Origin of the sequence: Colidextribacter sp. OB.20, from assembly GCF_009911595.1 — a bacterium.
Lineage (GTDB): Bacteria > Bacillota > Clostridia > Oscillospirales > Oscillospiraceae > Lawsonibacter.
The window spans coordinates 1-21,516 of record NZ_QWKG01000019.1 but is presented as its reverse complement, the minus strand read 5'-3'; the positions used below and the strand labels follow the sequence as shown (position 1 = coordinate 21,516).

General features: G+C 61.1%; 20 protein-coding genes, 7 tRNA genes and 1 other RNA gene. 5 read left to right on the top strand and 23 right to left on the bottom strand.

All coding sequences use genetic code 11. The features are described from left to right. The first annotated feature begins 114 nt into the window (after positions 1–114). The 3 genes from D1641_RS06115 (at position 115) to D1641_RS19850 (ending at position 2,474) form a co-directional block, all read left to right on the top strand. The gene (locus tag D1641_RS06115; protein ID WP_160663717.1) at positions 115–435 is read left to right on the top strand and encodes a DUF1292 domain-containing protein; all 321 of its coding nucleotides are present in this window, start codon (positions 115–117) and stop codon (positions 433–435) included. Between the two features lies 1 nt (position 436). Next, positions 437–636, top strand: a non-coding RNA gene (ssrS, locus tag D1641_RS06110) — 6S RNA. A gap of 344 nt (positions 637–980) precedes the next feature. Next, a complete protein-coding gene (locus D1641_RS19850) occupies positions 981–2,474 on the top strand; it encodes a peptidylprolyl isomerase (RefSeq protein WP_160663715.1) in 1,494 nt (497 codons plus the stop codon). Between the two features lie 177 nt (positions 2,475–2,651). On the opposite strand, the gene D1641_RS06100 is transcribed toward D1641_RS19850, so the two are convergent. The 5 genes from D1641_RS06100 to D1641_RS06080 form a co-directional block, all read right to left on the bottom strand. Continuing rightward, positions 2,652–2,725, bottom strand: a tRNA-Cys gene (locus D1641_RS06100). A gap of 77 nt (positions 2,726–2,802) precedes the next feature. Then, positions 2,803–2,878 (bottom strand) — tRNA-Gly (locus D1641_RS06095). A gap of 32 nt (positions 2,879–2,910) precedes the next feature. Continuing rightward, a tRNA-Phe gene (locus tag D1641_RS06090) sits at positions 2,911–2,986 on the bottom strand. Positions 2,987–3,057: 71 nt separating this feature from the next. After that, positions 3,058–3,134 (bottom strand) — tRNA-Asp (locus tag D1641_RS06085). A 28-nt stretch (positions 3,135–3,162) separates the two neighbouring features. Further along, a tRNA-Val gene (locus tag D1641_RS06080) sits at positions 3,163–3,238 on the bottom strand. 240 nt (positions 3,239–3,478) lie between these two features. Between D1641_RS06080 and D1641_RS06075 the strand changes: the two genes are divergently transcribed. After that, the gene (locus D1641_RS06075) at positions 3,479–4,489 is read left to right on the top strand and encodes an ATP-dependent 6-phosphofructokinase (RefSeq protein WP_160663713.1); all 1,011 of its coding nucleotides are present in this window, start codon (positions 3,479–3,481) and stop codon (positions 4,487–4,489) included. A gap of 68 nt (positions 4,490–4,557) precedes the next feature. On the opposite strand, the gene hslO is transcribed toward D1641_RS06075, so the two are convergent. The 3 genes from hslO to D1641_RS06060 are packed head-to-tail and all read right to left on the bottom strand — an operon-like array spanning position 4,558 to position 6,484. Next, complete coding sequence (gene hslO, locus D1641_RS06070; RefSeq protein ID WP_160663711.1) at positions 4,558–5,436, bottom strand: Hsp33 family molecular chaperone HslO; 879 nt, start codon at positions 5,434–5,436, stop codon at positions 4,558–4,560. 2 nt (positions 5,437–5,438) lie between these two features. Further along, positions 5,439–6,191, bottom strand: coding sequence for a class I SAM-dependent methyltransferase (locus D1641_RS06065; protein WP_160663709.1), 753 nt, complete (start codon positions 6,189–6,191; stop codon positions 5,439–5,441). Then, on the bottom strand, positions 6,188–6,484 hold the full coding sequence (locus tag D1641_RS06060) for a YerC/YecD family TrpR-related protein (RefSeq protein WP_160663707.1): 297 nt from the start codon (positions 6,482–6,484) through the stop codon (positions 6,188–6,190). The genes D1641_RS06065 and D1641_RS06060 overlap by 4 nt, the downstream gene beginning before the upstream one ends. A gap of 121 nt (positions 6,485–6,605) precedes the next feature. On the opposite strand from D1641_RS06060, the gene D1641_RS06055 reads away from it, so the two are divergent. Continuing rightward, on the top strand, positions 6,606–7,256 hold the full coding sequence (locus tag D1641_RS06055) for an RsiV family protein (protein ID WP_160663705.1): 651 nt from the start codon (positions 6,606–6,608) through the stop codon (positions 7,254–7,256). Positions 7,257–7,335: 79 nt separating this feature from the next. Here D1641_RS06055 and D1641_RS06050 read toward each other — a convergent pair whose 3' ends face one another. From D1641_RS06050 to D1641_RS05980, 15 genes are all read right to left on the bottom strand, one after another. Continuing rightward, positions 7,336–8,280, bottom strand: a complete 945-nt coding sequence (locus D1641_RS06050; RefSeq protein WP_160663703.1) for a DUF4261 domain-containing protein — start codon at positions 8,278–8,280, stop codon at positions 7,336–7,338. Between the two features lie 114 nt (positions 8,281–8,394). Next, entirely contained in the window at positions 8,395–10,008 is a 1,614-nt protein-coding gene (gene pckA / locus D1641_RS06045; RefSeq protein ID WP_160663701.1) for a phosphoenolpyruvate carboxykinase (ATP), read from the bottom strand. A 122-nt stretch (positions 10,009–10,130) separates the two neighbouring features. Then, positions 10,131–10,988 carry a 16S rRNA (adenine(1518)-N(6)/adenine(1519)-N(6))-dimethyltransferase RsmA gene (rsmA, locus tag D1641_RS06040; RefSeq protein WP_160663699.1) on the bottom strand — a complete coding sequence of 286 codons (858 nt, stop codon included), beginning with the start codon at positions 10,986–10,988 and terminating at the stop codon, positions 10,131–10,133. Positions 10,989–11,056: 68 nt separating this feature from the next. Then, positions 11,057–11,287 carry a hypothetical protein gene (locus D1641_RS06035; protein WP_160663697.1) on the bottom strand — a complete coding sequence of 77 codons (231 nt, stop codon included), beginning with the start codon at positions 11,285–11,287 and terminating at the stop codon, positions 11,057–11,059. A gap of 91 nt (positions 11,288–11,378) precedes the next feature. After that, positions 11,379–11,471: transfer RNA gene (locus tag D1641_RS06030), tRNA-Ser, on the bottom strand. A 166-nt stretch (positions 11,472–11,637) separates the two neighbouring features. Further along, positions 11,638–11,724 (bottom strand) — tRNA-Ser (locus D1641_RS06025). A 121-nt stretch (positions 11,725–11,845) separates the two neighbouring features. Beyond that, positions 11,846–12,112: a pro-sigmaK processing inhibitor BofA family protein gene (locus tag D1641_RS06020; RefSeq protein ID WP_243149288.1), complete on the bottom strand. Its 267-nt coding sequence runs from the start codon at positions 12,110–12,112 to the stop codon at positions 11,846–11,848. Beyond that, a complete protein-coding gene (locus D1641_RS06015) occupies positions 12,109–12,345 on the bottom strand; it encodes a DUF2508 family protein (RefSeq protein ID WP_160663695.1) in 237 nt (78 codons plus the stop codon). The genes D1641_RS06020 and D1641_RS06015 overlap by 4 nt, the downstream gene beginning before the upstream one ends. 135 nt (positions 12,346–12,480) lie before the next feature. After that, complete coding sequence (locus D1641_RS06010; protein WP_160663693.1) at positions 12,481–13,674, bottom strand: S-layer homology domain-containing protein; 1,194 nt, start codon at positions 13,672–13,674, stop codon at positions 12,481–12,483. Positions 13,675–13,946: 272 nt separating this feature from the next. Continuing rightward, positions 13,947–15,020, bottom strand: a complete 1,074-nt coding sequence (locus D1641_RS06005; protein ID WP_160663691.1) for a hypothetical protein — start codon at positions 15,018–15,020, stop codon at positions 13,947–13,949. Positions 15,021–15,145: 125 nt separating this feature from the next. After that, the gene (locus D1641_RS06000) at positions 15,146–15,736 is read right to left on the bottom strand and encodes a lactate utilization protein (protein ID WP_160663689.1); all 591 of its coding nucleotides are present in this window, start codon (positions 15,734–15,736) and stop codon (positions 15,146–15,148) included. A 68-nt stretch (positions 15,737–15,804) separates the two neighbouring features. Further along, entirely contained in the window at positions 15,805–18,048 is a 2,244-nt protein-coding gene (locus D1641_RS05995; protein ID WP_160663687.1) for a DNA topoisomerase (ATP-hydrolyzing) subunit A, read from the bottom strand. Further along, positions 18,023–18,655, bottom strand: a complete 633-nt coding sequence (locus D1641_RS05990; protein ID WP_160663685.1) for a transposase — start codon at positions 18,653–18,655, stop codon at positions 18,023–18,025. Before D1641_RS05990 ends, D1641_RS05995 begins: the two co-directional genes overlap by 26 nt. Continuing rightward, positions 18,652–19,080, bottom strand: coding sequence for a hypothetical protein (locus tag D1641_RS05985; RefSeq protein WP_160663683.1), 429 nt, complete (start codon positions 19,078–19,080; stop codon positions 18,652–18,654). Before D1641_RS05985 ends, D1641_RS05990 begins: the two co-directional genes overlap by 4 nt. Positions 19,081–19,089: 9 nt before the next feature. Then, positions 19,090–21,072, bottom strand: a complete 1,983-nt coding sequence (locus D1641_RS05980) for a toprim domain-containing protein (protein WP_160663681.1) — start codon at positions 21,070–21,072, stop codon at positions 19,090–19,092. Between the last annotated feature and the right edge of the window lie 444 nt (positions 21,073–21,516).

The window sequence follows — 21,516 nt, the reverse complement described above, 5'->3', positions numbered from 1 at the left end:
TTTTCCAAACCGCGAATTTTCAAAGATTCTTAAAATTTACCTGCATTCCCCCCTTGCATTTTTTCCGCAGGCGGGGTAAAATAGAGGCAACAAAGCACAGGAGGACACCTCACTATGGACGAGAGCTTCGGCCCCGACTTTATCACCGTCACAGACGAGGAAGGCAACGACTTTGAGCTGGAGCTGGTGGATACCCTGGAGCACCGGGGTGTCACCTACTACGCTATGTTCCCCGCCGTGGAGGAGGACGAGGCCACCGGCGAGCCCAAGGACGTGGACGCCGACGACGAAGAGTATGGCCTGGTCATTATGAAGGCCATCGAGGAGAACGGCGAGGAGCTGCTGTCCACCCTGGACTCCGACGAGGAGCTGGAAGAGGTGTATGAGCTGTTCATGGAGCGGTTTTTCGCGGAGGAGGACGAAGACGAGGAGTAACCAATTCCTGCTCGGTGCGTGATGGGCTCTTTTAAACCCACATTTTTAAAACGGGACGCCCACCTCACGGCGCGGCTTGCAGGCCTCCCGGCCCCCTTATGAGGTCAGCTGGACGTTGGAAGCAGAAAAACGCTGTGGAGGCGACCCACCTGCCATTCGTGCAGGTTTTAATTGGGTTCACACGGCCAGAGCGGGGTTAAAAAAAGCCATAGTTTTCCTGGCATTTTGGCCGCGGCGGTGCGCCGCGGTCTTTTTTAGAAGCTGTACCAATAGTCTCAGCGCCCAGCTTTGCGGTCAAAATTACCGCTGGCCGCGTTGGAAAATCTTGAAATACACAAAGTATTCCTGCGATTTTTCGCCTTGCCACCGGCAATTTTGCCTCGCGAATCTGAATGCTTCGGCTATTGGTACAGCTTCTTATTTATAAACAAAATGTAAAACTCCTCGCCGCCTCTTGCAATCAGAGGCGGTTTTTAGTATAATACCTCGGAAATACCCCAGGGTATTTCCCGTCTACTATTGAAAATGAGAGGACTGAATCAACTGTGAGTGCATCCCCTGAGAAAAAGGTCTCCCGCAGCGAGAAGCGCCGCCAGGAGGAGGAAAAGGAGCGCCGCTCTATCGCGCTGTACAGCGCCATCGGCATCATCGTGGCTGTGGCCGCAGTCGTCCTGCTGGTCTGGAACAGCGGCCTGCTCCAGCGCAATCTCACCGCTCTGAGCATCAACGGCGAAAAGTACACCGCCGCTGACGTGCAGTACTACTACAACAGCGTCTACAGCAGCTACGCCAGCCAGTATGCCTTCGACCCCAACGTCTCCGTCAAAAAGCAGAAGGTGGGCAGCGAGAGCGCCACCACCTGGTTTGACTTTCTGATGGACGAGGCTCGGGACCGCCTGATCGACAACAACGCCCTGGCCGCCAAGGCGAAGGAGGAGGGCCACACCCTCTCCTCCGAGGCTCAGCAGGCATTGGACAGCTTTGTCCGCCAGCTGGACTCCGCCTGGATGGGCTACGGCTACGCCAGCCGGGACGCCTTTGTCAAGGCCAACTACGGCCCCTATATGACCTACAGCCGGCTGGTTGAGCTGGCCGGCATGGAGTATCTGGCCGCCGACTACACCCAGACCAGGCTGGACGCCATTGACCACCCGGACGCCGACTATGAGGCCTATTATAAGGAGCACGCCGACGAGCTGGACACCATTGTCTACAGCCAGTTCGCTTTCCGGGCCTATGTCCCCACTGCCGACGAGCAGGGCAACCCCATTGAGATGACCGATGAGGAGAGGTCCGCCCAGCTGGAGGCCCAAAAGACCGAGCAGAAGGCCCTGGCTGAGGAGGTCAAGACCAAGCTGGAGAGGGGCGCCGACCCGGAGGACATCGCCAAGGAGTATGAGGACAAGGCCTACTCCTCTGCCCTTTCCCAGCGGGTCACCGGCTCCAACCTCAGCCTCTACTCCAGCTACGCCGGCTGGCTGCTGGACAGCGCCCGAAAGACGGGGGATGTCACCCTGACCGAGAGCGAGTCCGGCACCGCCTACTACTACTATGTGGCCGTCTTTGAGGACCGGCTGCGGGACGAAGAGCCCACCCACACCCTGCGGAGCATCCCTGTTCAGGCTGGAGACGGCATCGCCGACCCCACCTCCGCCCAGTTCAGCGAGGCGGAGGACAAGGCCCAGTCCCTGCTGGACGAGTGGAAGGCGGGGGACGCCACAGAGGACTCCTTCGCCGCCCTGGCCAACTCCAACAGCGCCTCCAACGGAGGACTGATCTCCAACCTCACCTCCAGCTCCTCCCAGGATGATGGGATCAAGGACTGGGCTCTGGACAGCGCCCGCAAGGCGGGGGATACGGAGCTGGTCAAGACCGATACCGGCTGGAGCGTGGTTTACTATGTGTCCGGCAACGACCCCGTCTGGCGGCAGGCCGCGACAACCGGCCTCCAGAATCAGGACTATGAGCAGCTCACCGCCGGCGCCCGGGAGGGCCGGGACGCCACCTGGGGCATGGGCCTGAATCTGGTCAGCCCCTAAAGCGTGTAAAAGAGGACCTCAATCCGGCAATATTTGAAGACAGCATGAAGGGAGGCTGCGTGCTTGTCCGGCTTGGGCAAGCACGCAGCCTCTTGCTGACGGCAGCAGTCAGATGTATATCCCAAAAAGGATACAAACGTAAAGCACCGCATTTTCATGCGGTGCTTTACGTTTGTATGGAGGCGCCACCCAGACTCGAACTGGGGGTGGAGCTTTTGCAGAGCTCTGCCTTACCACTTGGCTATGGCGCCGTCCGTATTCTAAGATATGCTGCTTTGCGGGGGATATGACATCGGAGCAAAGCGAAAAGGACTTTGCTCCGATGTTTTGGAGCGAGTGACGAGGCTCGAACTCGCTACCTCCACCTTGGCAAGGTGGCGCTCTACCAGATGAGCTACACTCGCGATTAGCTCCCCGCAGGGACAGCCTGCGGGGATGGTGCCTCCGGTCGGAATCGAACCAACGACACGAGGATTTTCAGTCCTCTGCTCTACCAACTGAGCTACAGAGGCGAGTGGCGACAGGGAAATGCCTTTGCTTCATCCGGCGGCGGGATAAACCCGCCGGGCGGAAGAAGAAGGAATGGCGACGCGGAAGGGACTTGAACCCTCGACCTCCGGCGTGACAGGCCGGCGTTCTAACCAACTGAACTACCGCGCCAGGTAGTTCCGGGGGAAAGGGGGTCTAATGGTGGGAACAACAGGGCTCGAACCTGTGACCCCATGCTTGTAAGGCATGTGCTCTACCAGCTGAGCTATGCTCCCCGGTTTGCTTTCGCTCTTGCGACAGCTCATTCATTATACAAGAACACACCACGCTTGTCAACAGGAAATTGAGATTTTTTGCCGCAAAATTTTCCGTCTGAAGGCGCGGAAAATTGGCAGGAGCTACAATGCTTCTGTCCGCCTGATTTCTTGACATTCTTTGGGAATAATGACATAATGAAAAAATAAAATGGCCGTCCGCGGAGCGGGGGCTGTAAAGAATTAAAGGAGGTTTACTCAATGGGCGACAAAATAAAGCGGATCGGCGTATTGACCAGCGGCGGCGACGCGCCGGGCATGAACGCGGCGGTCCGGGCCGTGGTCCGCACGGCCATCGGGCACGGCGTCGAGTGTATCGGCATCCGCCGGGGCTGGAGCGGGCTGATCACCAGCGACTTTGTCCGGCTGGACAGCAGCAGCGTCAGCCATATCATCAACCGGGGCGGCACCATCCTCTATACCGCCCGCAGCAAGGAATTTATGGACGCGGCCGGCCGGGAGAAGGCCATTGGGACCTGCAAGCTGCTGGGGCTGGACGGCATCGTAGCCATCGGCGGAGACGGGACCTTCCGGGGGGCGCTGGCTCTGTCCCGCCAGATCGCGGAGAGCGGCCACAAGCTGGATGTGGTCGGCATCCCCGCCACCATTGACAACGACATCGGCTGCTCCTACTACACCATCGGCTTCGACACCGCCTGCAACACCGCCATCGAGTGTATCGATAAGCTGCGGGACACCATGCAGTCCCACGAGCGCTGCTCCGTGGTGGAGGTCATGGGCCGCCACGCCGGCTATCTGGCCCTCTATGTGGGCACTGCCGTGGGCGCCACCGCCGTGCTGATTCCCGAGCGGCCGGTGGACTTTGAGCGGGACGTGGTGGAGAAGCTCCGCCGGGCCCGGCTGGCCGGCACCACCCACTACATGGTGGTGGTGGCCGAGGGGGCGGGCAGCGCCTTTGAGATTGCCGAGCGCATCCACGAGGAGATCGGGATTGACCCCCGGGTCACCGTCCCCGGACACATCCAGCGGGGCGGCTCGCCCAGCGCCCGGGACCGGGAGACCGCCAGCCGCATGGGCTATATGGCGGTGAACACCCTGCTGGAGGGCAAGGGCAACCGGATCATCGCGGTGCGGAAGGGCCACCTGAGCGACCTGGACATGGAGGAGGCCCTGACGATGACCAAGGATTTCGACATGAGCCTGTACGCAGTGCTGGAGGCCGTGACCAACGGCGGAGCCATGAATTTTTAATCAACGCGGCGCCCGGACGATTTGACCGTCCGGGCGCTTTTTCTAAGTTGGGACGGTTTGGCCGTCCCCTACATTTCGTCCAACAGCTGCTCCAGCTCCTCCCTGGAGAAACGGTACACCTGATCGCAGAACTGACAGGTCAGCTCCGCCTGTCCCTGCTCCTGAATGAGCTCGGACAGGTCCCTCCTTCCCATGCTGATGAGAGCACGGCTTACCCGCTCCCGGGAGCAGTAGCAGCGGTACTCCACCGGGTGCCGCTCCAGAATCTCCGGCTGGAAGTCCCTCAGCACCGTCCGCAGCAGGCCCTCAGCGTCCAGGCCGCCGGCCAGAGCGGCGCTCACCGGGCCCATGGCGTGGACCCCGGCCTCAATTTTGGAAATCATGTCCTCGCCGGCCCCAGGCAGCAGCTGAATGAGGTAGCCCCCGGCGGCGGTGACAGACTGGTCCAGCCCCACCAGCACCCCCAGGGCGCAGGCGGTGGGGATCTGCTCGCTCTCCACAAAGTACATAGCCAGATCGTCGGCAATCTCCCCGGAGAACAGGCCGATGGACCCCACGTAGGGCTTCTTCAGGCCGATGTCCTTGATGACGGTCAGGGTGCCCTCTGTTCCCACGGCAGCTCCCACGTCCAGCTTGCCAGGGCGCTGCTCCATCAGCTCCACCTGGGGGTTCTGGACATACCCCCGGACATTGCCCTCGTGGTCGGAGACGGCCAGAATGGTGCCCAGGGGCCCGCCCCCCTTGACTTGCAGGGTGACCGCCCCCTGCTCCTCCTTGAGCATATCCCCCATCATGGAGCAGCCCAGCAGAGTCCGGCCCAGGGCGGCGGTGCCCATAGGGAGGAGCTTGTGGATATTCCGGGCCCGCTCCACAAGGCTCCGGCCGGTGACGGCGGAGGCCTTTACCAGGCCGTCCCCTGTGATCGCTCTTACAATCTCATCGGTCATGCTCAGCTTTCCTTTCTTGCGGTAAAGAAGATACGCTGCTCCCCGGCCTTCGGGGGGCGCATTTTTAATGCCCCGTAGGTCTTGACGTCCACGAAGCCCGCCTGCGTCAGCATGGCGGACAGCTCCGGGACGGTGTAGGCCCGCTCCCGGTGGAGCTCCTCCCCACGGTCCCACTGTCCGGTGGAGGGGTCCAGGCGAAAGACGTCCATAAAGTAGGAGCACACCCGGCTGCGCCTGGAGAACTCTGTCCGCCACACGCAGTAGGTATCCTCGGTCTCATCCAGAAAGACTTGGCCATCCAGTCCCTCCAGCTTCTCGGGGGAGTTGACGTCGAAGAGGAACAGTCCCCCCGGCATGAGGAACAGATGGACCCGCTCAAAGGCTCTCTGGAGCTTTTTGGGGTCTGTGACGTAGTTTACGCTGTCCAGACAGCACACGCAGGCGTCGATGGTGCCGTACAGGTCCAGCTTTTCCATGCTCTGGCATAAAAACAGCGGCCGGATGGGGACTTGATCCCAGTCCTTCTCCGCCGCCTGGGCCAGCATATCGGGGGACTGGTCGGTGCCGATGAGTTCATAGCCCCGGAGGGCCAGCTGGCGGGTGAGGGAACCGGTGCCGCAGGCCAGGTCCAGCACCGTCCGGATGGGCAGGGCGCTTTTGGAGAAGTGCTTCTCAATATAGTCCGCCCAGGCGGCGTAGTCCACGTCATAGGTCAGCTGGTCGTAGCAGCCGGCCAAAAAGCTGTAGCTGCTCATGCCTTCTCCTCCCGCAGCCGGGCGACCACTGTCTGATAGCCCCCCGCGCCGTAGTGCAGGCAGCGGTTGACCCGGCTGATGGTGGCGCTGGAGGCCCCGGTCTTGTCCAGAATCTCGCTGTAGATCAGCCCCTCGTCAAGCAGCATGGCCACATCCATGCGCTGGGCCAGGGCCTTCAGCTCGGAGACGGTGCACAGGTCCTCCAGAAAACGGCGGCACTCCTCCTCGTCCCGGATGCTGACAATGGCCCGATAGAGGGCGTCGCTGTTCTGCTTGTCCAAAAATTTTGACATGATGCCCACCTGCTTCTCTTGTTTTTTGTATTTTAGCACAGTGGCGTAAAAAAGTAAACCCGGAAAAGCACAGATTTCCCCGCCGGGCATAGGATGAAAAAACCGAAAGGAGGGGCGGAAGATGGGCGAGGAGGTTCAAGTCAGCTGGCAGGAGGAGGAGCGCACCCTGACGCTGGAGGGGGAGCCGGTGATGAGGTATGTCCTGGCCTGGCCTCAGGTGGAGGGGGCCGGCCTGGGCGGAAGGTGGATCAGCCGGTATTACCTCCGGCTGGCCGGGAGCTGGCGGCGGCGGTGGGAGCGGGAGGTCTACTGGTCTGCCTGCCTGGAGCTGGCCGCCCGCCGGGAGGAGGCGAAGCCCTTCACCCCCTGGGCGGGGGAGCTGCGGGGGGAGACCGCTCTGATGAGGGACGGGGTGCTCAGCCTGCGGTTTTCCGGCTGTGAGGTCCGGGGGGACGGACGGCCCGCCCGGGCGCGGTGGGGGGACGTGTGGAACCTGCGGGAGGGGGCGCCCCAGCCCCTGCGCGCCCTGCTTCGGGAGAAGGGCTGGAAGGGCCGGCTGTGGCGGGCCCTGGTGCAGCAGGGGGAGGCGCGCCGTCAGGCGGGGGATTGCTTTCTGGACGGAGACTGGGTCCCGAAGGCGAAAAAGACCCACCCTCTCCGGGATTGGTGCCTCACGGAGGAGGGGGTAGAGATTTCCCTGCCCCAGTGCGCCGCCGCCCCGGCAGCGGAGGGCTGTCCGGTATTTACTCTCCCGCTGGAGAAAAAGACGTAGGGCACAACGGCCTGGGCGTGCCGTTTGTGCTCAAATAGGCAGCCGGGGCCGTCGCCCCTACAGAGAGATGTGACAGTAATTACCGCCCGCCGGCGGCGTATTGTCCTGTATGAATGTCCAGCACCGGGCGGCCCGGCTTGACAATCGCGTCCTCAAAGCGGCACTTCCACTGGATGCTCTGGTCCAGATTACCCTGGCCGTCCACGCCGTCTACTGTGTCGCCGTCCTTGATGGGCCGGCGGTTTTCCAAACAGTAGGAGGCGATGGAGTAGGCGTGGCGTACCACCCAGTTGGGGTCCATGCTGTGGAAGTGGTACTGCAGGTCCTCCAGACACAGCAGGGTCAGACCCAGGGTGTCCACGATGCTGTCGTTGGTATCCTGGATGTTAAAGAACCGGGCGTTGACGATGTAGTGGATGTATCGGTCCAGGCCGGTGTAGGTCCCGTTTCGGACGGTGTCCGCCAGAATCAGCTTGCCGGTGTTCAGAGAGTACACCGCCTCGCAGGTGGGGAAGAGCTCCAGCAGAGCCTCCAGGTAGTCCATGTCGAAATCGGCCCGCTCCAGGGGGTCCAGGGCGCCGGTAAGCATGTCGTTGGCAAAGATACAGTATTTGCACTCCGACAGGATGCGGTCCCGGTCCTGAAGGCAGTCCCACATCTGGCTGCGCTTCATCTCGTCGATGTTCTCTGGGTGGAAGGTGTCACAGGGCATGAAGGACACCTGCACCGGCCCCTGGCTGTCTCTGAATTTGGCAATGTGCTCCATGGCGGCGAAGAGGGCGATGTCCTTCATAGTATCGGCGGTCTCCTTCAGCGGCTTTGCCGCCTCCACCTTGCCAATGTGGCGCTCCAGCACCTGGGTCATCTGCTCAATGCCGGGCATCTCGCACTTTTCCTTCATCAGCAGCTGGACCATGAACACACCGCCGGGCCGGACGGTGGGGTCTATCTCGTCCAGGAGGGATTTTTTCTCTCCCGGCTCCGGAGTGCGCTCCGGCTGTTTTTTCTTTTTGAACAATCCCATAGGGATTCCTACCTCCTTTTATTTGTTCTTTTTCTCTAGTTTACAATAGCGCAAAATAAAATGCAAGAAAAACAGGACGCTGAAAGCGTCCTGTTTTTTCTTATATTTGAGAAATTACACCTTGGGGCCGGCGGCAACCAGGGCCTTGCCGGCGTCGTTGCCGGTGTACTTGACAAAGTTCTTCACGAAGCGGCCGGCCAGATCCTTGGCCTTGGTATCCCACTCAGCGGCGTCGCCGTAGGTGTCCCGGGGGTCCAGGATGGCGGGGTCAACGCCGGGCAGGGCGGTGGGGACCTCCAGGTTGAAGTAGGGGATGGTCTTGGTCTCAGCCTTGAGGATGGAGCCGTCCAGGATGGCGTCGATGATGCCGCGGGTGTCCTTGATGGAGATGCGCTTGCCGGTGCCGTTCCAGCCGGTGTTCACCAGGTAGGCCTTGGCGCCGCTCTTCTCCATGCGCTTGACCAGCTCCTCGCCGTACTTGGTGGGGTGCAGCTCCAGGAAGGCCTGGCCGAAGCAGGCGGAGAAGGTGGGGGTGGGCTCGGTGATGCCCCGCTCAGTGCCGGCCAGCTTGGAGGTGAAGCCGGACAGGAAGTAGTACTGGGTCTGCTCGGGGGTGAGGATGGACACGGGGGGCAGCACGCCGAAGGCGTCGGCGGACAGGAAGATCACGTTCTTGGCGGCGGGGCCGGAGGAGGTGGGGTGGACGTTCTTCACGATCTTCTCGATGTGCTCGATGGGGTAGGACACGCGGGTGTTCTCGGTGACGGACTTGTCGGCGAAGTCGATCTTGCCCTCGCCGTCCACGGTGACGTTCTCCAGCAGGGCGTTGCGGCGGATGGCGTTGTAGATGTCGGGCTCGGCGTCCTTGTCCAGGTTGATGACCTTGGCGTAGCAGCCGCCCTCAAAGTTGAACACGCCCTCGTCGTCCCAGCCGTGCTCGTCGTCGCCGATGAGCAGGCGCTTGGGGTCGGTGGACAGGGTGGTCTTGCCGGTTCCGGACAGGCCGAAGAAGATGGCGGTGTTCTCGCCGTTCATGTCGGTGTTGGCGGAGCAGTGCATGGAGGCGATGCCCTTCAGGGGCAGGTAGTAGTTCATCATGGAGAACATGCCCTTCTTCATCTCGCCGCCGTACCAGGTGTTGAGGATGACCTGCTCCCGGCTGGTGATGTTGAAGATGGCGGCGGTCTCAGAGTTCAGGCCCAGCTCCTTGTAGTTGGTCAGCTTGGCTTTGGAGGCGTTGTAGGAGATGAAATCGGGCTCAAAATTCTTCAGCTCCTCCTCGGTGGGCTGGATGAACATGTTCTTTACGAAGTGGGCCTGCCATGCCACCTCCATGATGAAGCGGATGGCCATGCGGGTGTCCTTGTTGGTGCCGCAGAACACGTCCATGACGTACAGCTTCTTGTTGGACAGCTCCTGAATGGCCAGGTCCTTACAGGCCTTCCACGCCTCCTGGGTGGCGGGCTTGTTGTCGTTCTTGAACTCGTCGGAGGTCCACCACACGGTGTCCTTGGAGTTCTCGTCCATGACGATGAACTTGTCCTTGGGGGAGCGGCCGGTGTAGATGCCGGTCATCACGTTGACGGCGCCCAGCTCGGTCATCTGGCCCTTTTCAAAGCCCTCCAGGGTGGGGTCCATCTCAGCCTCGAACAGCTGCTCGAAGGTGGGATTGTAGACGACCTCCTTGATGCCGGTAATGCCGTATTTTTCCAGTCCGTAGGTTTCCATAGATAATTGCCTCCTTTAAAATAGTAAAAGTGGTTATCCATTCCGATCGTGCCTTATTTTACCCCATTTTTCAGGGCTTTGCAAGAGAGAAGTGCGCGAAAATGACGGAATGGTCAAAAGCCTCAAACCAGGCCCCGCAGAGCCTTGGACAGTTGGGCAAATTGGGGAATGGACAGCCGCTCTCCCCGGATATCCGGGGGAAATCCGCAGCGGGCAATGGCCCGGGCCAGGTCCTCTTTTGTGTGCTGCCCGCCCAGGCCGGCGGACAGACTGTTGGACAGCGTCTTGCGCCGCAGGGCGAAGGCGGCCTTGACCACCTTGAAGAAGTGCTCCGGGTTGTCCACCTCCTCGGGGGCGGGGCGGGGGACCATACGCACCACCGCAGAGGTCACCTTGGGGGCGGGGAGGAAGCAGTCCGGCGGCACCTCGAAGAGCAGCTCCGGGGCGGTGTGGTACTGGCAGTAGACGGAGAAGGCCCCGTAGTCCGCCGTCCCCGGCTGGGCGCAGATCCGCCTTGCCACCTCCCGCTGGATCATCACCGTGATGGCAAAGAAGCAGTGGGCCTCAATCAGGGCGGTGATGGCGGGGGTGGTGATGTTGTAGGGCAGGTTGGCGCAGGCGGCAAACCCGGAAAACCAGGGCATTTCCAGCGTCAGCTGGCGGATGTCCAGCTTCAGGATGTCTCCAGGGACAATCTCCACATTGTCCCGCCCGGCCAGAGTCTCCTCCAGGATGGGCAGCAGGGCCCGGTCCAGCTCCACACTGACCACCTTGCCGGCCCGCCCGGCCAGCTCTTGGGTGAGGCAGCCGATACCTGGGCCCACCTCCAGCACCCCCACATCTCTGTGGGCCCCGGAGGCCTTGGCGATCTCCCTGGGCACCCAGTCCGCAACGAGGAAGTTCTGCCCCATGGACTTGGAGAAGCGGAAGCCGTGCCGGGCCAGCAGGGCCTTGATTTGATTGATGTCGCACAGATTCATAGGGGTGCCTCTCTTTCCGGACATTATCAAAAAAGCACCTCGGGAGAGGTGCTTTGAGGGTATAACAGTCAGAAAAGCTTTTTCAGCCCCTCCAGCTTGCCGCCGATGTCGGAGGCGGCCAGCTTGGCCTTGATTCCGGCAACCAGGGGCTTGAGCTGATCGTCGGGCAGATTCACGCCCGTCAGCTTCTCCAGCGCCTTTACTGGATCGTCCTGGAAGCTCTTCAAAAGGGCGGGGTCCTTCTGGAGTTTTTCGGCCAGCTCCTCAACCTTTTCCTTCACGTCAAATTTCAGGTCCATGACAATTCTCCTTTTCTTCTCTTTGTGACAGGGAAGCTCTGTACAAAACAAAGGAGCTCCAAATTCCCGAACGGGATATTTGGAGCTCTTTTGGCGCAGAAGGAGGGATTCGAACCCTCGCACGGGTTTAAGCCGTCTACTCCCTTAGCAGGGGAGCCCCTTATAGCCACTTGGGTACTTCTGCATGGCTGCAAGTAATCTGCAAATGTGAAGTTTTAGGAAGGCCGGCAAAGGCGGCCCCCAAATTGAGACCCAGCGGAGCGGCCTCAATTTGGAAAGGAGAAGCAGCGTAATGAGCGAGCTTTCGCCGTAAGGCGGAAGCGGAGAATATGGAGCTTGCTCCGACAACCTGGCGGAGAGAGTGGGATTCGAACCCACGGCTCTTGCGAGTCACTGGTTTTCAAGACCAGCTCCTTAAACCACTCGGACATCTCTCCGAACCTTCTCCATTCAGAGACGCCTGTTATCTTACCATCCGGACAGGGATTTGTCAAGGGGTTTTATAAAAAATGTCTGGCAAACAAAAAAGGCGGACCTGAAGCCGCCTGTATGTAACAGCTATCGCAGCACCCACTGAAGCATGAGCAGCAGGCCGAAGCCCGGGGGCCCCAGCAGTCCCAGCACCAGGGCGTTGACCAGATTGACCCCCAGACTGATTCCGATGAGGCGGCCCGCCTGCGCGAAGAGGGCCAGCGCCGCCAGCCCCACAGAGGAGCGCAGGGCCAGCCGGATGAGCCAGGCCGCCGGCCTGCGCAGGAGGAGCAGGGCGGCGCACAGCAGCAGTCCGGCCAGACACCAGGCCACGTACCCCGGCATAGGGCTCATGCGGTTCCCTCCAGCTCCTTAACCTGGCGCAGCAGGTAGTTGTACCGGGCCTGGAGGGCGTTGATCTCAAAGACGTAGGATTCGATGAGGTCGCTGTCGCTGGCGGTGTTGAAGCCGCCGTAGGCCTGGTTGATGAGGGTTTTGGTGTGGTTGAGGGAGTCCATCAGCTCCCGGCGGGCCTCCAGACGGGGGTCAGTCTGGCGGGAGGCGCGTTTTTTGTCGGTCTGAGTCATGGGGGTCGCTCCTTTCTCGGTGGGCTTGTCAATACATCTTATGGATAGTTTGGACAAATATTCCACCCCCTAAACCGCCGGGCGCAAAAATCCCCGGCGGTCTTTTGACCGCCGGGGAGGGAGTCACTGCTTTTCTCAGCGCAGGCCCAGATTCTGAACGCAGGCGTAGATGACGGAGGCCAGCTCGCCCCGGGTCACCAGCTCCTGGGGGGCAAGGGTCCCGCCGCCGGCGTTGGGAAGCAGGTTATGGGATACAGCCCACCGCATCTCTTCCTGCGCCCAGGAGGACACCTTGTCGGCGTCGGAGAAGCGGGACAGATCGCCGCTGGCGGTGAGAGAGGCGCCGTTGGTCTTGGCGTAGCGGTAGAGGATGACCACCATCTGTTCCCGGGACAGGAAGTCCATAGGGCCGAAATCCCCCGATGCGTAACCAAGAATCAGCTCCTTCTGCTGGCACCAGGAGACGGGGCTGTAGAACCACTCGCTGTCCGGGACGTCGGGGAAGCGGCTGGCCGCTCCTGTGGGAGAGCCGGCCATGGTCCAGAGCACCTGGGCCAGGTGAGCTCGGGCCAGCTGGCCCTCAGGGGAGAACAGCCCGTTGCCCACGCCGGAGAAGTAGCCCTTGGACAGAACGTAGTTCACCGCATCGTAGTATGGGTCGGCGGGGGAGACGTCGAAGGGGACGAGGACGCTGTCATAAATCTGAAGGTAAAAGACCAGGGCCTCATCCTCCCCGGTGGCGGGGTCGGTGTGGTGCAGCTTGAGCATGCACAGGGGGAACTCCTGTCCGGCGGCTGTGCCCTGAGCGGCGTCCAGCGCGTGGGAGCCGCCGGCGCCGCGCTCCTGAACAGCCTGCTGGCTGCGGGCGAGCAGGGTGTCGGGGGTGAGCAGACAGGGCTGACCGGGGGTCAGGGTGGGGGCGGCATCGCCGGCCTTAGGCCGGAACAGGCGGCCCTGGCTGTCCATCACGTCCCAGACCGGGGCGTCGGGGTCGTCCAGCAGCTCATAGGTGCCGTCGCCGTTTAAATCGGTGAGGTAGTCCACCGAGACCCACACGCCCTCTGTGTTGGCCTGAATAAAGAAGCTGGCGTCGCCAGTGGCCCGATTAAAGGTGCAGGTGTATTGGCTGGCGCCCGACACCTGGAACTTGCCGGCCTCATCCCGCTGGTAGATGTCCACCGAAATTTCCCGGCTGGGCTTGTCAATTCCGGAGGCGTCCAGGCGAAACTCGCCGAAGGGCGTCTGGGCGGCGGCGGAGAAGAGGGAGAGGACGGTTGTCAGGACAGCGCAGGCCAGTATGCCGGCTGTCCGCCGTTTGCATCGCTTCATAGGGGGAGCTCCTTTCGGGACCCGTTGAGCCGGGCCGAGGTTAAGCACATTATACCCAAATTTTTCTGTCTTGACAAGCCCTGTAACAAAACAGTAAGAATTTGGCAATCCTAGGGCTTGTTTGAAAAATGTCAATACGCCCAGGGGCGGGTCTTTTTCCGCTATACTGCCCCGATTTTTCTTGAAATCATCCAGTATTCCTGCGAAAAATTGTGTTTTCCTGGCAGAAAAATCCCTCACCACTATGCATATTTCCATTTTTCAAACAGTGCCTAAACGCAGAAGGGAAGGGAGGCGTCGTTCCAGCTGTAGCCCAGCTCCTGGAGCTGAAGGTCGGTGTACAGGGGGCCGTCCTCCCACGCCTCCAGGGTCAGGTCCAGATGCCGCCAGCCCTCCTCGGTCTGGACCACGGTCCAGAACCGGGGCTCCTCCTGAAAGGTGCCCTGGGCCACCTGGCAGGGCAGATTAAGGCGCTGGCACAGGGCGGCGAAGGCCAGGGAGAGGCCCTCGCTGCCGGCGGAGCCGCCCAGCAGGAAGTCCCAGGCGGTAGCGCCCCCCTGGGGGACATACTCCCCCTGTTCCAGCAGGGTCCGGGCCGCCGCCAGAATCAGGGGCGTGCCGGCATTGTGCGGCAGCGCCAGGGCCAGCTCCTCCAGACGGCTGTTCAGGGCCTCCTGCTTCTCCTCCAGCTGGCTGCGGTCCAGGGGGTAGTTGAGCAGAATCTCCACAATCCGCTGCCGGCCGCTGTTGGGATAGATGACCACGCTCACCTCGGGCATTCCCAGGGCAAAGGCGGGGACGTCATAGTAGGCCTGGCGGACCAGGTCCTGGATAAAGGCCTCGTCCTCCTCAAAGTAGCGGATGCGCAGGGTGCGCTCGGCGGCGAACTCGGTGAGGGCGGCGCTGAGCTCGCTGCGGATGGCGGTGACGCCGGTGACCTGGACAATGGAGGCCACCTGTTCCCGGGTGCGGCGGTAAGCGATGTCCACCTGGGCCTGGGAGTAGGTTACCACCGGGTCCACACTGTACTTGATGAACTCCACACAGTAGGCCCCCAGGGGGTCCTCCTGGACCACCTCCAGGCAGGCGTCGGCCAGATAGGTCTCAACCTTCTCCGAGTCGGTGTACAGCCGGACCGTCCCCTCCTCCGCGCCGATGCTCACCAGATAGACCAGGGCGTTGACCAGCTCCTGGTAGCTCTCCGCCCGCAGGATGGAGGGGTCCCCCTCGGTGGTGGGGGCGGTGTTGTGGGGGGTAACATGGGTGTAGTCCCGCTCCAGAAGGGCGGAACAGCCGGTGAGGAGGAGGCAGACGGCTAAAGCAGCGGCCAGCAGGCGTCTTTTCAAAGCACACACCTTCCAATTTCAGAGCTCAAAGCGTAGGGGCCGACGACTCGGCGGCCCGTGTTCCAACGCCCTGAGCGTAAACGCCGGCGCGCCGGGGTCGTTGCGCCCTACATGCAGCGGAAAAATCAATACCCCAGTTCCTCGTCAATGAGGACAATCTCCATTTTCTCCGCATCCCGAAGCTTCTCCCACAGAACCACCAGGGCCCGGCAGGAGCGCTCGGGGCTTGTGCAGTTGTAGCACTTATCCGCCTTGACGGCGCAGGGGGTCTTGAGCCCCAGCCGCTGGCAGTTCTTGGGGGCGGCGATGTTCCGGGCCCGCCACAGGGCCTGGTCGTAGTCGGGGGCGATCTTGTTTCTGCCCACCACAAAGTAGACCCGCCTGTGTCCGTAGATGGTGGAGGCCACCCGGTTGCCCACGCCGTCGATGTTGATGACTTCGCCCGTCTCGGCCAGGCCGTTGACGGAGCAGATGTACACGTCGGTGTGGGCGGCCTCCAACATGGTATCCTTGTTCCAGTGCCACAGGGCGTTGTTGTGGGCGGCCAGCCGGGGGTACAGCCCCATCTCCTGTACGGACATGGAGCCGCCGAAGGCCACGCTCACCCCGTCGATCTCCTGATCCAGGTAGTCAGCGGCCTCCTCTTTGGTGGCGAAGCGTTGGACGGAAAAGCCCCGCTTCTCCAGGTTCTCTGTCAGCTTTGTCCAGTTAGTCATGGTAAGCACTCCTTTATATTTTTGGAAATTATTTCTTCGGAGCCCGCCGACGGGGCGGGCCGTTCCCATTACAGCAGGGTCAGCTGCTTCTCGCCCCGGTCCTCCTCCTTCAGGAGCGCCCCGGCGACGGGCAGGGAACGGGCCCGGTAGCGGGCGGCGTTGACAATATGGGTCTGGTCCAAGGGAAGCACCTGGTCCACCTTGTATTTGGGCTTTAGGGTCATCACGTTGACCCCCTGGGTGTTCCGGGTGGACTTGGGGTTTAAGCTGGCGGTGTGGAACACCACGCAGCGGCCCTCGGTGGAGATGACCGCCGCCTCGAAGTCCTCCCGCAGCAGGAAGGCGGCGGCCAGAGGGGACTTGTCCGAGTAGGCCCCGGTGAGCTTTTTCCGCCGGGTCTGGGTCTGATAGGCGGACAGCTCCACCCGGGCGGCCTTGCCGTTCTCAAAAAAGAACAGCACATTCCCCGTGTAGTCCCCGGGAATGCAGGCCCACAGAGCCCGCTCCTCCGGGTCCATGCCCAGCTTGGAGGGCAGATAGTCCCCCAAAACGCTGGCCTTGGTGTCGTCGAAGTCGGAAAGCCGGGTTTTGTAGCATTGCTGCTTGTCGGTGAACACCAGCAGCTCGTCCCGGTTACCGGCCTCCCACTGGAGATAGGGCCCGTCCCCCTCCTTGTACTTCTGCTCGCTGGCCATCCGCAGGGACTGGGGGGTAATCTTCTTGAGATAGCCCTCTTTGGAGAAGAACAGGTGGACGGGGTAGTCGGGGGTCTCATCCTCCACCGTCATGATGGGCTCGTCCATGTGGTCATAGACGATTTCCGTCCGCCGGGGTACGGCATATTTCTTCTTCACCTCGGCCAGCTCGTCTACGATGATCTTCCGGATACGCTTGGGTGAGCTGACAATATCCTCCAGGTCGGCGATCTCATCGGCGAGGGCGTCCACCTCCTGGGTGCGCTTGAGGATGTACTCCTTGTTGATGTTCCGCAGGCGGATGTCGGCCACGTACTCCGCCTGGACCTGGTCGATGCCGAAGCCAATCATCAGGTTGGGGATGACCTCCGCGTCCTCCTCGGTGTCCCGGATGATCTGGATGGCCCGGTCGATATCCAGAAGGATGCGCCGCAGGCCCTTGAGCAGATGCAGCTTCTCCTTCTTCTTGTTCATGGAGAAGTATACCCGCCGGCGCACCGAGTCCATCCGCCAGGCGGTCCACTCCTCCAGAATCTCCCGCACCCCCAGCACCTTGGGGAAGCCGGCAATGAGAATGTTGAAGTTGCAGGACTGGCTGTCCATCAGGGGGGTCATTTTGAAGAGCTTTGCCATCAGCTTCTCCGGATCGGCCCCCCGCTTCAGGTCGATGGTCAGCTTCAGGCCGGACAGGTCGGTCTCGTCCCGCATGTCGGCGATTTCCTTCAGCTTGCCCGCCTTGAGCAGCTCGGTCACCTTGTCGATGATGGCCTCGCTGGTGGTGGAGTAGGGGATCTCATAGACCTCAATGAGATTCTCCTCCTTCACGTAGCGCCACCGGGAGCGCACCTTGAAGGAGCCCTTCCCCGTGCGGTAGATTTCCGCCAGGGCTGCCCCGTCGTAGAGCAGCTCACCGCCGGTGGGCAGGTCGGGGGCCTTGAGGGTGGTCATGATGTCGTGGTCCGGGTTTTTCAGAAAGGCGATGGTGGTGTCGCACACCTCCCCCAGGTTGAAGCCGCACAGATCGCTGGCCATGCCCACGGCGATGCCCTTGTTGGCGGAGACCAGCACGTTGGGAAAGGTGGTGGGCAGGAGGGTGGGCTCCTTCAGCTTGCCGTCGTAGTTGTCCACAAAGTCCACCGTGTCCTGGTCGATGTCCCGGAAGAGCTCGGCGCAGATGGGGTCCAGCCTCGCCTCGGTGTACCGGCTGGCGGCGTAGGCCATGTCCCGGGAGTACACCTTGCCGAAGTTGCCCTTGCTGTCCACCAGGGGGTGGAGCAGGGCCCCGTAGCCCCGGCTGAGGCGGACCATCGTGTCATAAATGGGACCGTCTCCATGGGGGTTAAGCTTCATGGTCTGGCCCACAATGTTGGCCGACTTGGTCCGCCCGCCCCCCAGCAGCTTCATCTGATACATGGTGTACAGCAGCTTGCGGTGGGAGGGCTTGAAGCCGTCAATCTCCGGGATGGCCCGGGAGATGATCACCGACATGGCGTAGGGCATGTAGTTGATCTCCAGGGTCTGGGTGATGGGCTGCTCCAGCACCTCCGCCCGCAGCCCCATTACGTTGGGGTCCGCCTTCCGGGCTTTATTCTCATTTGGCGTTTTCTTCTTGGCCATTTGGTTCAGTCCTATCTAATATCCATTTTAAGGGGTTGTTTTGGATGTATTCGCGGGTCGCGTTGAGATCGGCGTCGTTGCGGATGATGTGCTCATAGTAGCCCTCCTGCCAAAAATATGGGCCAAAAGGAGAACCATTTTTTCGATAATAATGGTCCGTATAGGATTTAAATCGACCGATGATGTTGGGTAGGGGGCGGCCTCCGTGCCGCCCCGTCAGGTTTAGGACCATGTGGATATGATCTGGCATGATCGTATAAATGTCCACAACAACTCCGGGGTTTATGACGGGAATTTGGTTGATAGAAGCATTAACGAATTGGCCCAAATTCGTTGGTATGACAGATGGTACAGGCTGGGAGAACGGGGCGGTACATGCGGGTTGGGAGAACGGGGCGGCACAGAGGCCGCCCCCTACAGAAGGATGGAAAGCGTCCCTGTAGGGCCGGCCCTCCGCGGCCGGCCGTTCGGAAATGGGTGGCACAATTTCACACAGGATATTTTCATACCGTACCTGGGTACATATCGTTACAAAATAATACCCTGGCTGGCTGTAATCATAGTTTTTCAGCCGCACATTTTTTCTGGTCCGCAGTTCCCTATTCATGACCTGCACTCCAAAGTGTTGCGCAGTTCACTGATCCGCAGGGGCCAGTTTGGACCGTCCAGACCCTCCTGGGAAGCGGTCTGAAAAACCAGGAGCAGATCGTCCGTCACCTCAGGGAACCGCTCTGGGTACAGGGACAGAATGCCGTAGACGGCGTTCAGGTCGATGCAATCCGACCCGGCGCTCTTTGACAGGTGGCAGGCGTCCCCCATAACCCGAAGTTCTGAGATGACCTGACAGGGCGGAGGTTCTTCGCCATTCTGCCGGTACTCCGTGATGACAGTTTCACCAGACGTAGCCGCAGCCAGCCATAGCCGGTTCAAATTGTCTGCGTTTCGGGCCGCCTCCTGTCGCCAGAGTATGGCAAGGGCAGCGGTGGAGATCAGCAGCAGGGCACAGAGGACTGGTAACATCTTCTTTTTCATTGCAACCTCCTACGAGATATCCGCCAGCTCCAAAAACTCGTGGCCGTGGTCGGCGATGTGAGTTTTCCGGCCGGTGAGGTCGTCTCCCAGGAGGAGGTCAAACATCCGGGCGGTCTGCTCCACGTCCTCAGGCATTACCCGGATGAGCCTTCTCGTGTCGGGGGACATGGTGGTCAGCCACATCATCTCGGGTTCGTTCTCGCCCAAGCCCTTGGAGCGCTGAACGTCGTACTTCTTGCCCTGGAGGGTGGCGACGATGTCGTCCTTCTCCTTGTTGGAATAGGCGAACCAGGTCTTTTCCTTGCAGGTGATCTCAAACAGGGGGGACTCGGCGATGTAGACGTACCCCTCCTGAATGAGGGTGGGGGTGAGGCGGTAGAGCATGGTGAGCACCAAAGTCCTGATCTGAAAGCCGTCCACGTCGGCGTCGGTGCAGATGACCACCTTGTTCCACCGCAGGGCGCCCAGGTCGAAGGCGGCCATGTCCTTGGCCCGCTTGTCGTGGACCTCCACCCCGCAGCCCAGCACCTTCAGCAGGTCGGTGATGATCTCGCTCTTGAAGATTTTGCCGTAATCGGCCTTGAGGCAGTTGAGAATCTTACCCCGGATGGGCATGATGGCCTGGAACTCTCCGTCCCGGGCCTGCTTCACGCTGCCCAGCGCCGAGTCGCCCTCCACGATATACAGCTCGCTGCGCTCCACGTCCCGGGTGCGGCAGGGGACAAACTTGGCCACCCGGTTGGAGATGTCCATGGAGCCGGTGAGCTTCTTCTTGATGTTCAGCCGGGTTTTTTCCGCGTTCTCCCGGGCTCGCTTGTTGATTAAGACCTGCTCGGCGATCCGCTGGGCGTCGGCGGGGTTCTCGATGAAGTAAACCTCCATCTGAGCCCGGAGGAATTCCGTCATGGCCTCCTGGACAAACTTGTTGTTGATGGCCTTCTTGGTCTGGTTTTCATAGGAGGTCTGGGTGGAGAAGTTGTTGCTCACCAGCACCAGAGCGTCCTGGATATCGGGGAAGGTGATTTTGCTCTCCCCCTTGGTGTACTTGTTCTGGCCCTTGAGCCAGCCGTCGATGGCGGAGACGAAGGCGGAGCGCATGGCCTTCTCCGGGGAGCCGCCGTGCTCCAGCCAGGAGGAGTTGTGGTAGTGCTCCACCACCTGGACCTTATTGGAGAAGCAGAAGGAGACCGACAGCTTCACCTTGTACTCGGGCTTGTCCGCCCGATCCCGGCCCTTCCGCTCGGTCTGCCAGAACACCGGGGCAGTGAGGGCGTCCTCCCCGGACAGCTCGGCCACGTAGTCCACAATGCCGTTTTCATACTGGAAGTCGGTGGTCTCAAATTTGCCCCCCACCTGGTTTTTGAACCGGAAGGTCACCCCGGCGTTGACCACCGCCTGGCGCTTCATCACGTCCAGATAGTACTCCACCGGGATATTGATGTCGGTAAACACCTCCAGGTCGGGCTTCCAGCGGATGGTGGTGCCGGTTTTTTTGCCCCGGTCGGTGGGCTCGGACTGCAGCCCGCCGATGTTCTCCCCCTTCTCAAAGTGGAGGGAGTACTTTTTCCCCTCCCGCCAGACGGTGACGTCCATAAACTGGCTGGCGTACTGGGTGGCGCAGGAGCCCAGGCCGTTGAGACCTAAGGAGTACTCATAGTTGTCTCCGCCCTCGTTGTTATACTTGCCGCCGGCGTACAGCTCGCAGAATACCAGCTCCCAGTTGAACTTCTGCTCCTTCTCGTTCCAGTCCACAGGACAGCCCCGGCCCTGGTCCTCCACCTGGATGGAGCCGTCCTCAAACCGGGTGACGGTGATGAGGGAGCCGTGGCCCTCCCGGGCCTCGTCGATGGCGTTGGACATAATCTCGAACACGGCGTGCTCGCAGCCCTCCAGCCCGTCGGAGCCGAAAATGACCCCCGGGCGCTTCCGGACCCGGTCGGCCCCCTTCAGGGCGGAGATGGAGTCGTTGCCGTAGCTTTTCTTCTGTGCCATTGCGATACCTCGTTTTCCTCTGGGCACATAAACCCAATTTATCAGCTTAATCTTACCAGAAAACCGGGGGAGAAGTCAAGTAGGGGCGGGCTCTGTCCCGCCCCGTTCGGGCGGAGGCATTTTTGCGGGGCGGCGCGGAGGCATTTTTGCGTAGGGGGCGGCGCGGAGGCATTTTTGCGGGGCGGCGCGGAGGCATTTTTGCGGGGCGGCGCGGAGGCCGCCCCCTACGCAAAGCATACCGCATAAAACCCGCGAAACGGCGCAGACTGAGGGGAAAGGAGTGGAGAAGGATGGAATGTTTTCAGGTGCTGGAGGCCGGAGAGGGCATTGAGGCGGCCATTCTGCGGGGACTGGCCGCCCGGGGCGGCCTGCGGGGCCGGTGCGCCAGCGAGGGCCATCCGGCGCTGCTGGTGGTGTCTCCCCAGGCGGCAGCCCGGGGGGTTC

What these genes read in the sequence shown, in the direction of transcription:
- D1641_RS06115 (WP_160663717.1), top strand. Translation starts at nt 115, where the DNA reads ATGGACGAGAGCTTCGGCCCCGACTTTATCACCGTCACAGACGAGGAA.
- D1641_RS06075 (WP_160663713.1), top strand. Translation starts at nt 3,479, where the DNA reads ATGGGCGACAAAATAAAGCGGATCGGCGTATTGACCAGCGGCGGCGAC.
- hslO (WP_160663711.1), bottom strand. Translation starts at nt 5,436, where the DNA reads ATGACCGATGAGATTGTAAGAGCGATCACAGGGGACGGCCTGGTAAAG.
- D1641_RS06065 (WP_160663709.1), bottom strand. Translation starts at nt 6,191, where the DNA reads ATGAGCAGCTACAGCTTTTTGGCCGGCTGCTACGACCAGCTGACCTAT.
- D1641_RS06060 (WP_160663707.1), bottom strand. Translation starts at nt 6,484, where the DNA reads ATGTCAAAATTTTTGGACAAGCAGAACAGCGACGCCCTCTATCGGGCC.
- D1641_RS06055 (WP_160663705.1), top strand. Translation starts at nt 6,606, where the DNA reads ATGGGCGAGGAGGTTCAAGTCAGCTGGCAGGAGGAGGAGCGCACCCTG.
- D1641_RS06050 (WP_160663703.1), bottom strand. Translation starts at nt 8,280, where the DNA reads ATGGGATTGTTCAAAAAGAAAAAACAGCCGGAGCGCACTCCGGAGCCG.
- pckA (WP_160663701.1), bottom strand. Translation starts at nt 10,008, where the DNA reads ATGGAAACCTACGGACTGGAAAAATACGGCATTACCGGCATCAAGGAG.
- rsmA (WP_160663699.1), bottom strand. Translation starts at nt 10,988, where the DNA reads ATGAATCTGTGCGACATCAATCAAATCAAGGCCCTGCTGGCCCGGCAC.
- D1641_RS06035 (WP_160663697.1), bottom strand. Translation starts at nt 11,287, where the DNA reads ATGGACCTGAAATTTGACGTGAAGGAAAAGGTTGAGGAGCTGGCCGAA.
- D1641_RS06020 (WP_243149288.1), bottom strand. Translation starts at nt 12,112, where the DNA reads ATGAGCCCTATGCCGGGGTACGTGGCCTGGTGTCTGGCCGGACTGCTG.
- D1641_RS06015 (WP_160663695.1), bottom strand. Translation starts at nt 12,345, where the DNA reads ATGACTCAGACCGACAAAAAACGCGCCTCCCGCCAGACTGACCCCCGT.
- D1641_RS06010 (WP_160663693.1), bottom strand. Translation starts at nt 13,674, where the DNA reads ATGAAGCGATGCAAACGGCGGACAGCCGGCATACTGGCCTGCGCTGTC.
- D1641_RS06000 (WP_160663689.1), bottom strand. Translation starts at nt 15,736, where the DNA reads ATGACTAACTGGACAAAGCTGACAGAGAACCTGGAGAAGCGGGGCTTT.
- D1641_RS05995 (WP_160663687.1), bottom strand. Translation starts at nt 18,048, where the DNA reads ATGGCCAAGAAGAAAACGCCAAATGAGAATAAAGCCCGGAAGGCGGAC.
- D1641_RS05990 (WP_160663685.1), bottom strand. Translation starts at nt 18,655, where the DNA reads ATGAATAGGGAACTGCGGACCAGAAAAAATGTGCGGCTGAAAAACTAT.
- D1641_RS05985 (WP_160663683.1), bottom strand. Translation starts at nt 19,080, where the DNA reads ATGAAAAAGAAGATGTTACCAGTCCTCTGTGCCCTGCTGCTGATCTCC.
- D1641_RS05980 (WP_160663681.1), bottom strand. Translation starts at nt 21,072, where the DNA reads ATGGCACAGAAGAAAAGCTACGGCAACGACTCCATCTCCGCCCTGAAG.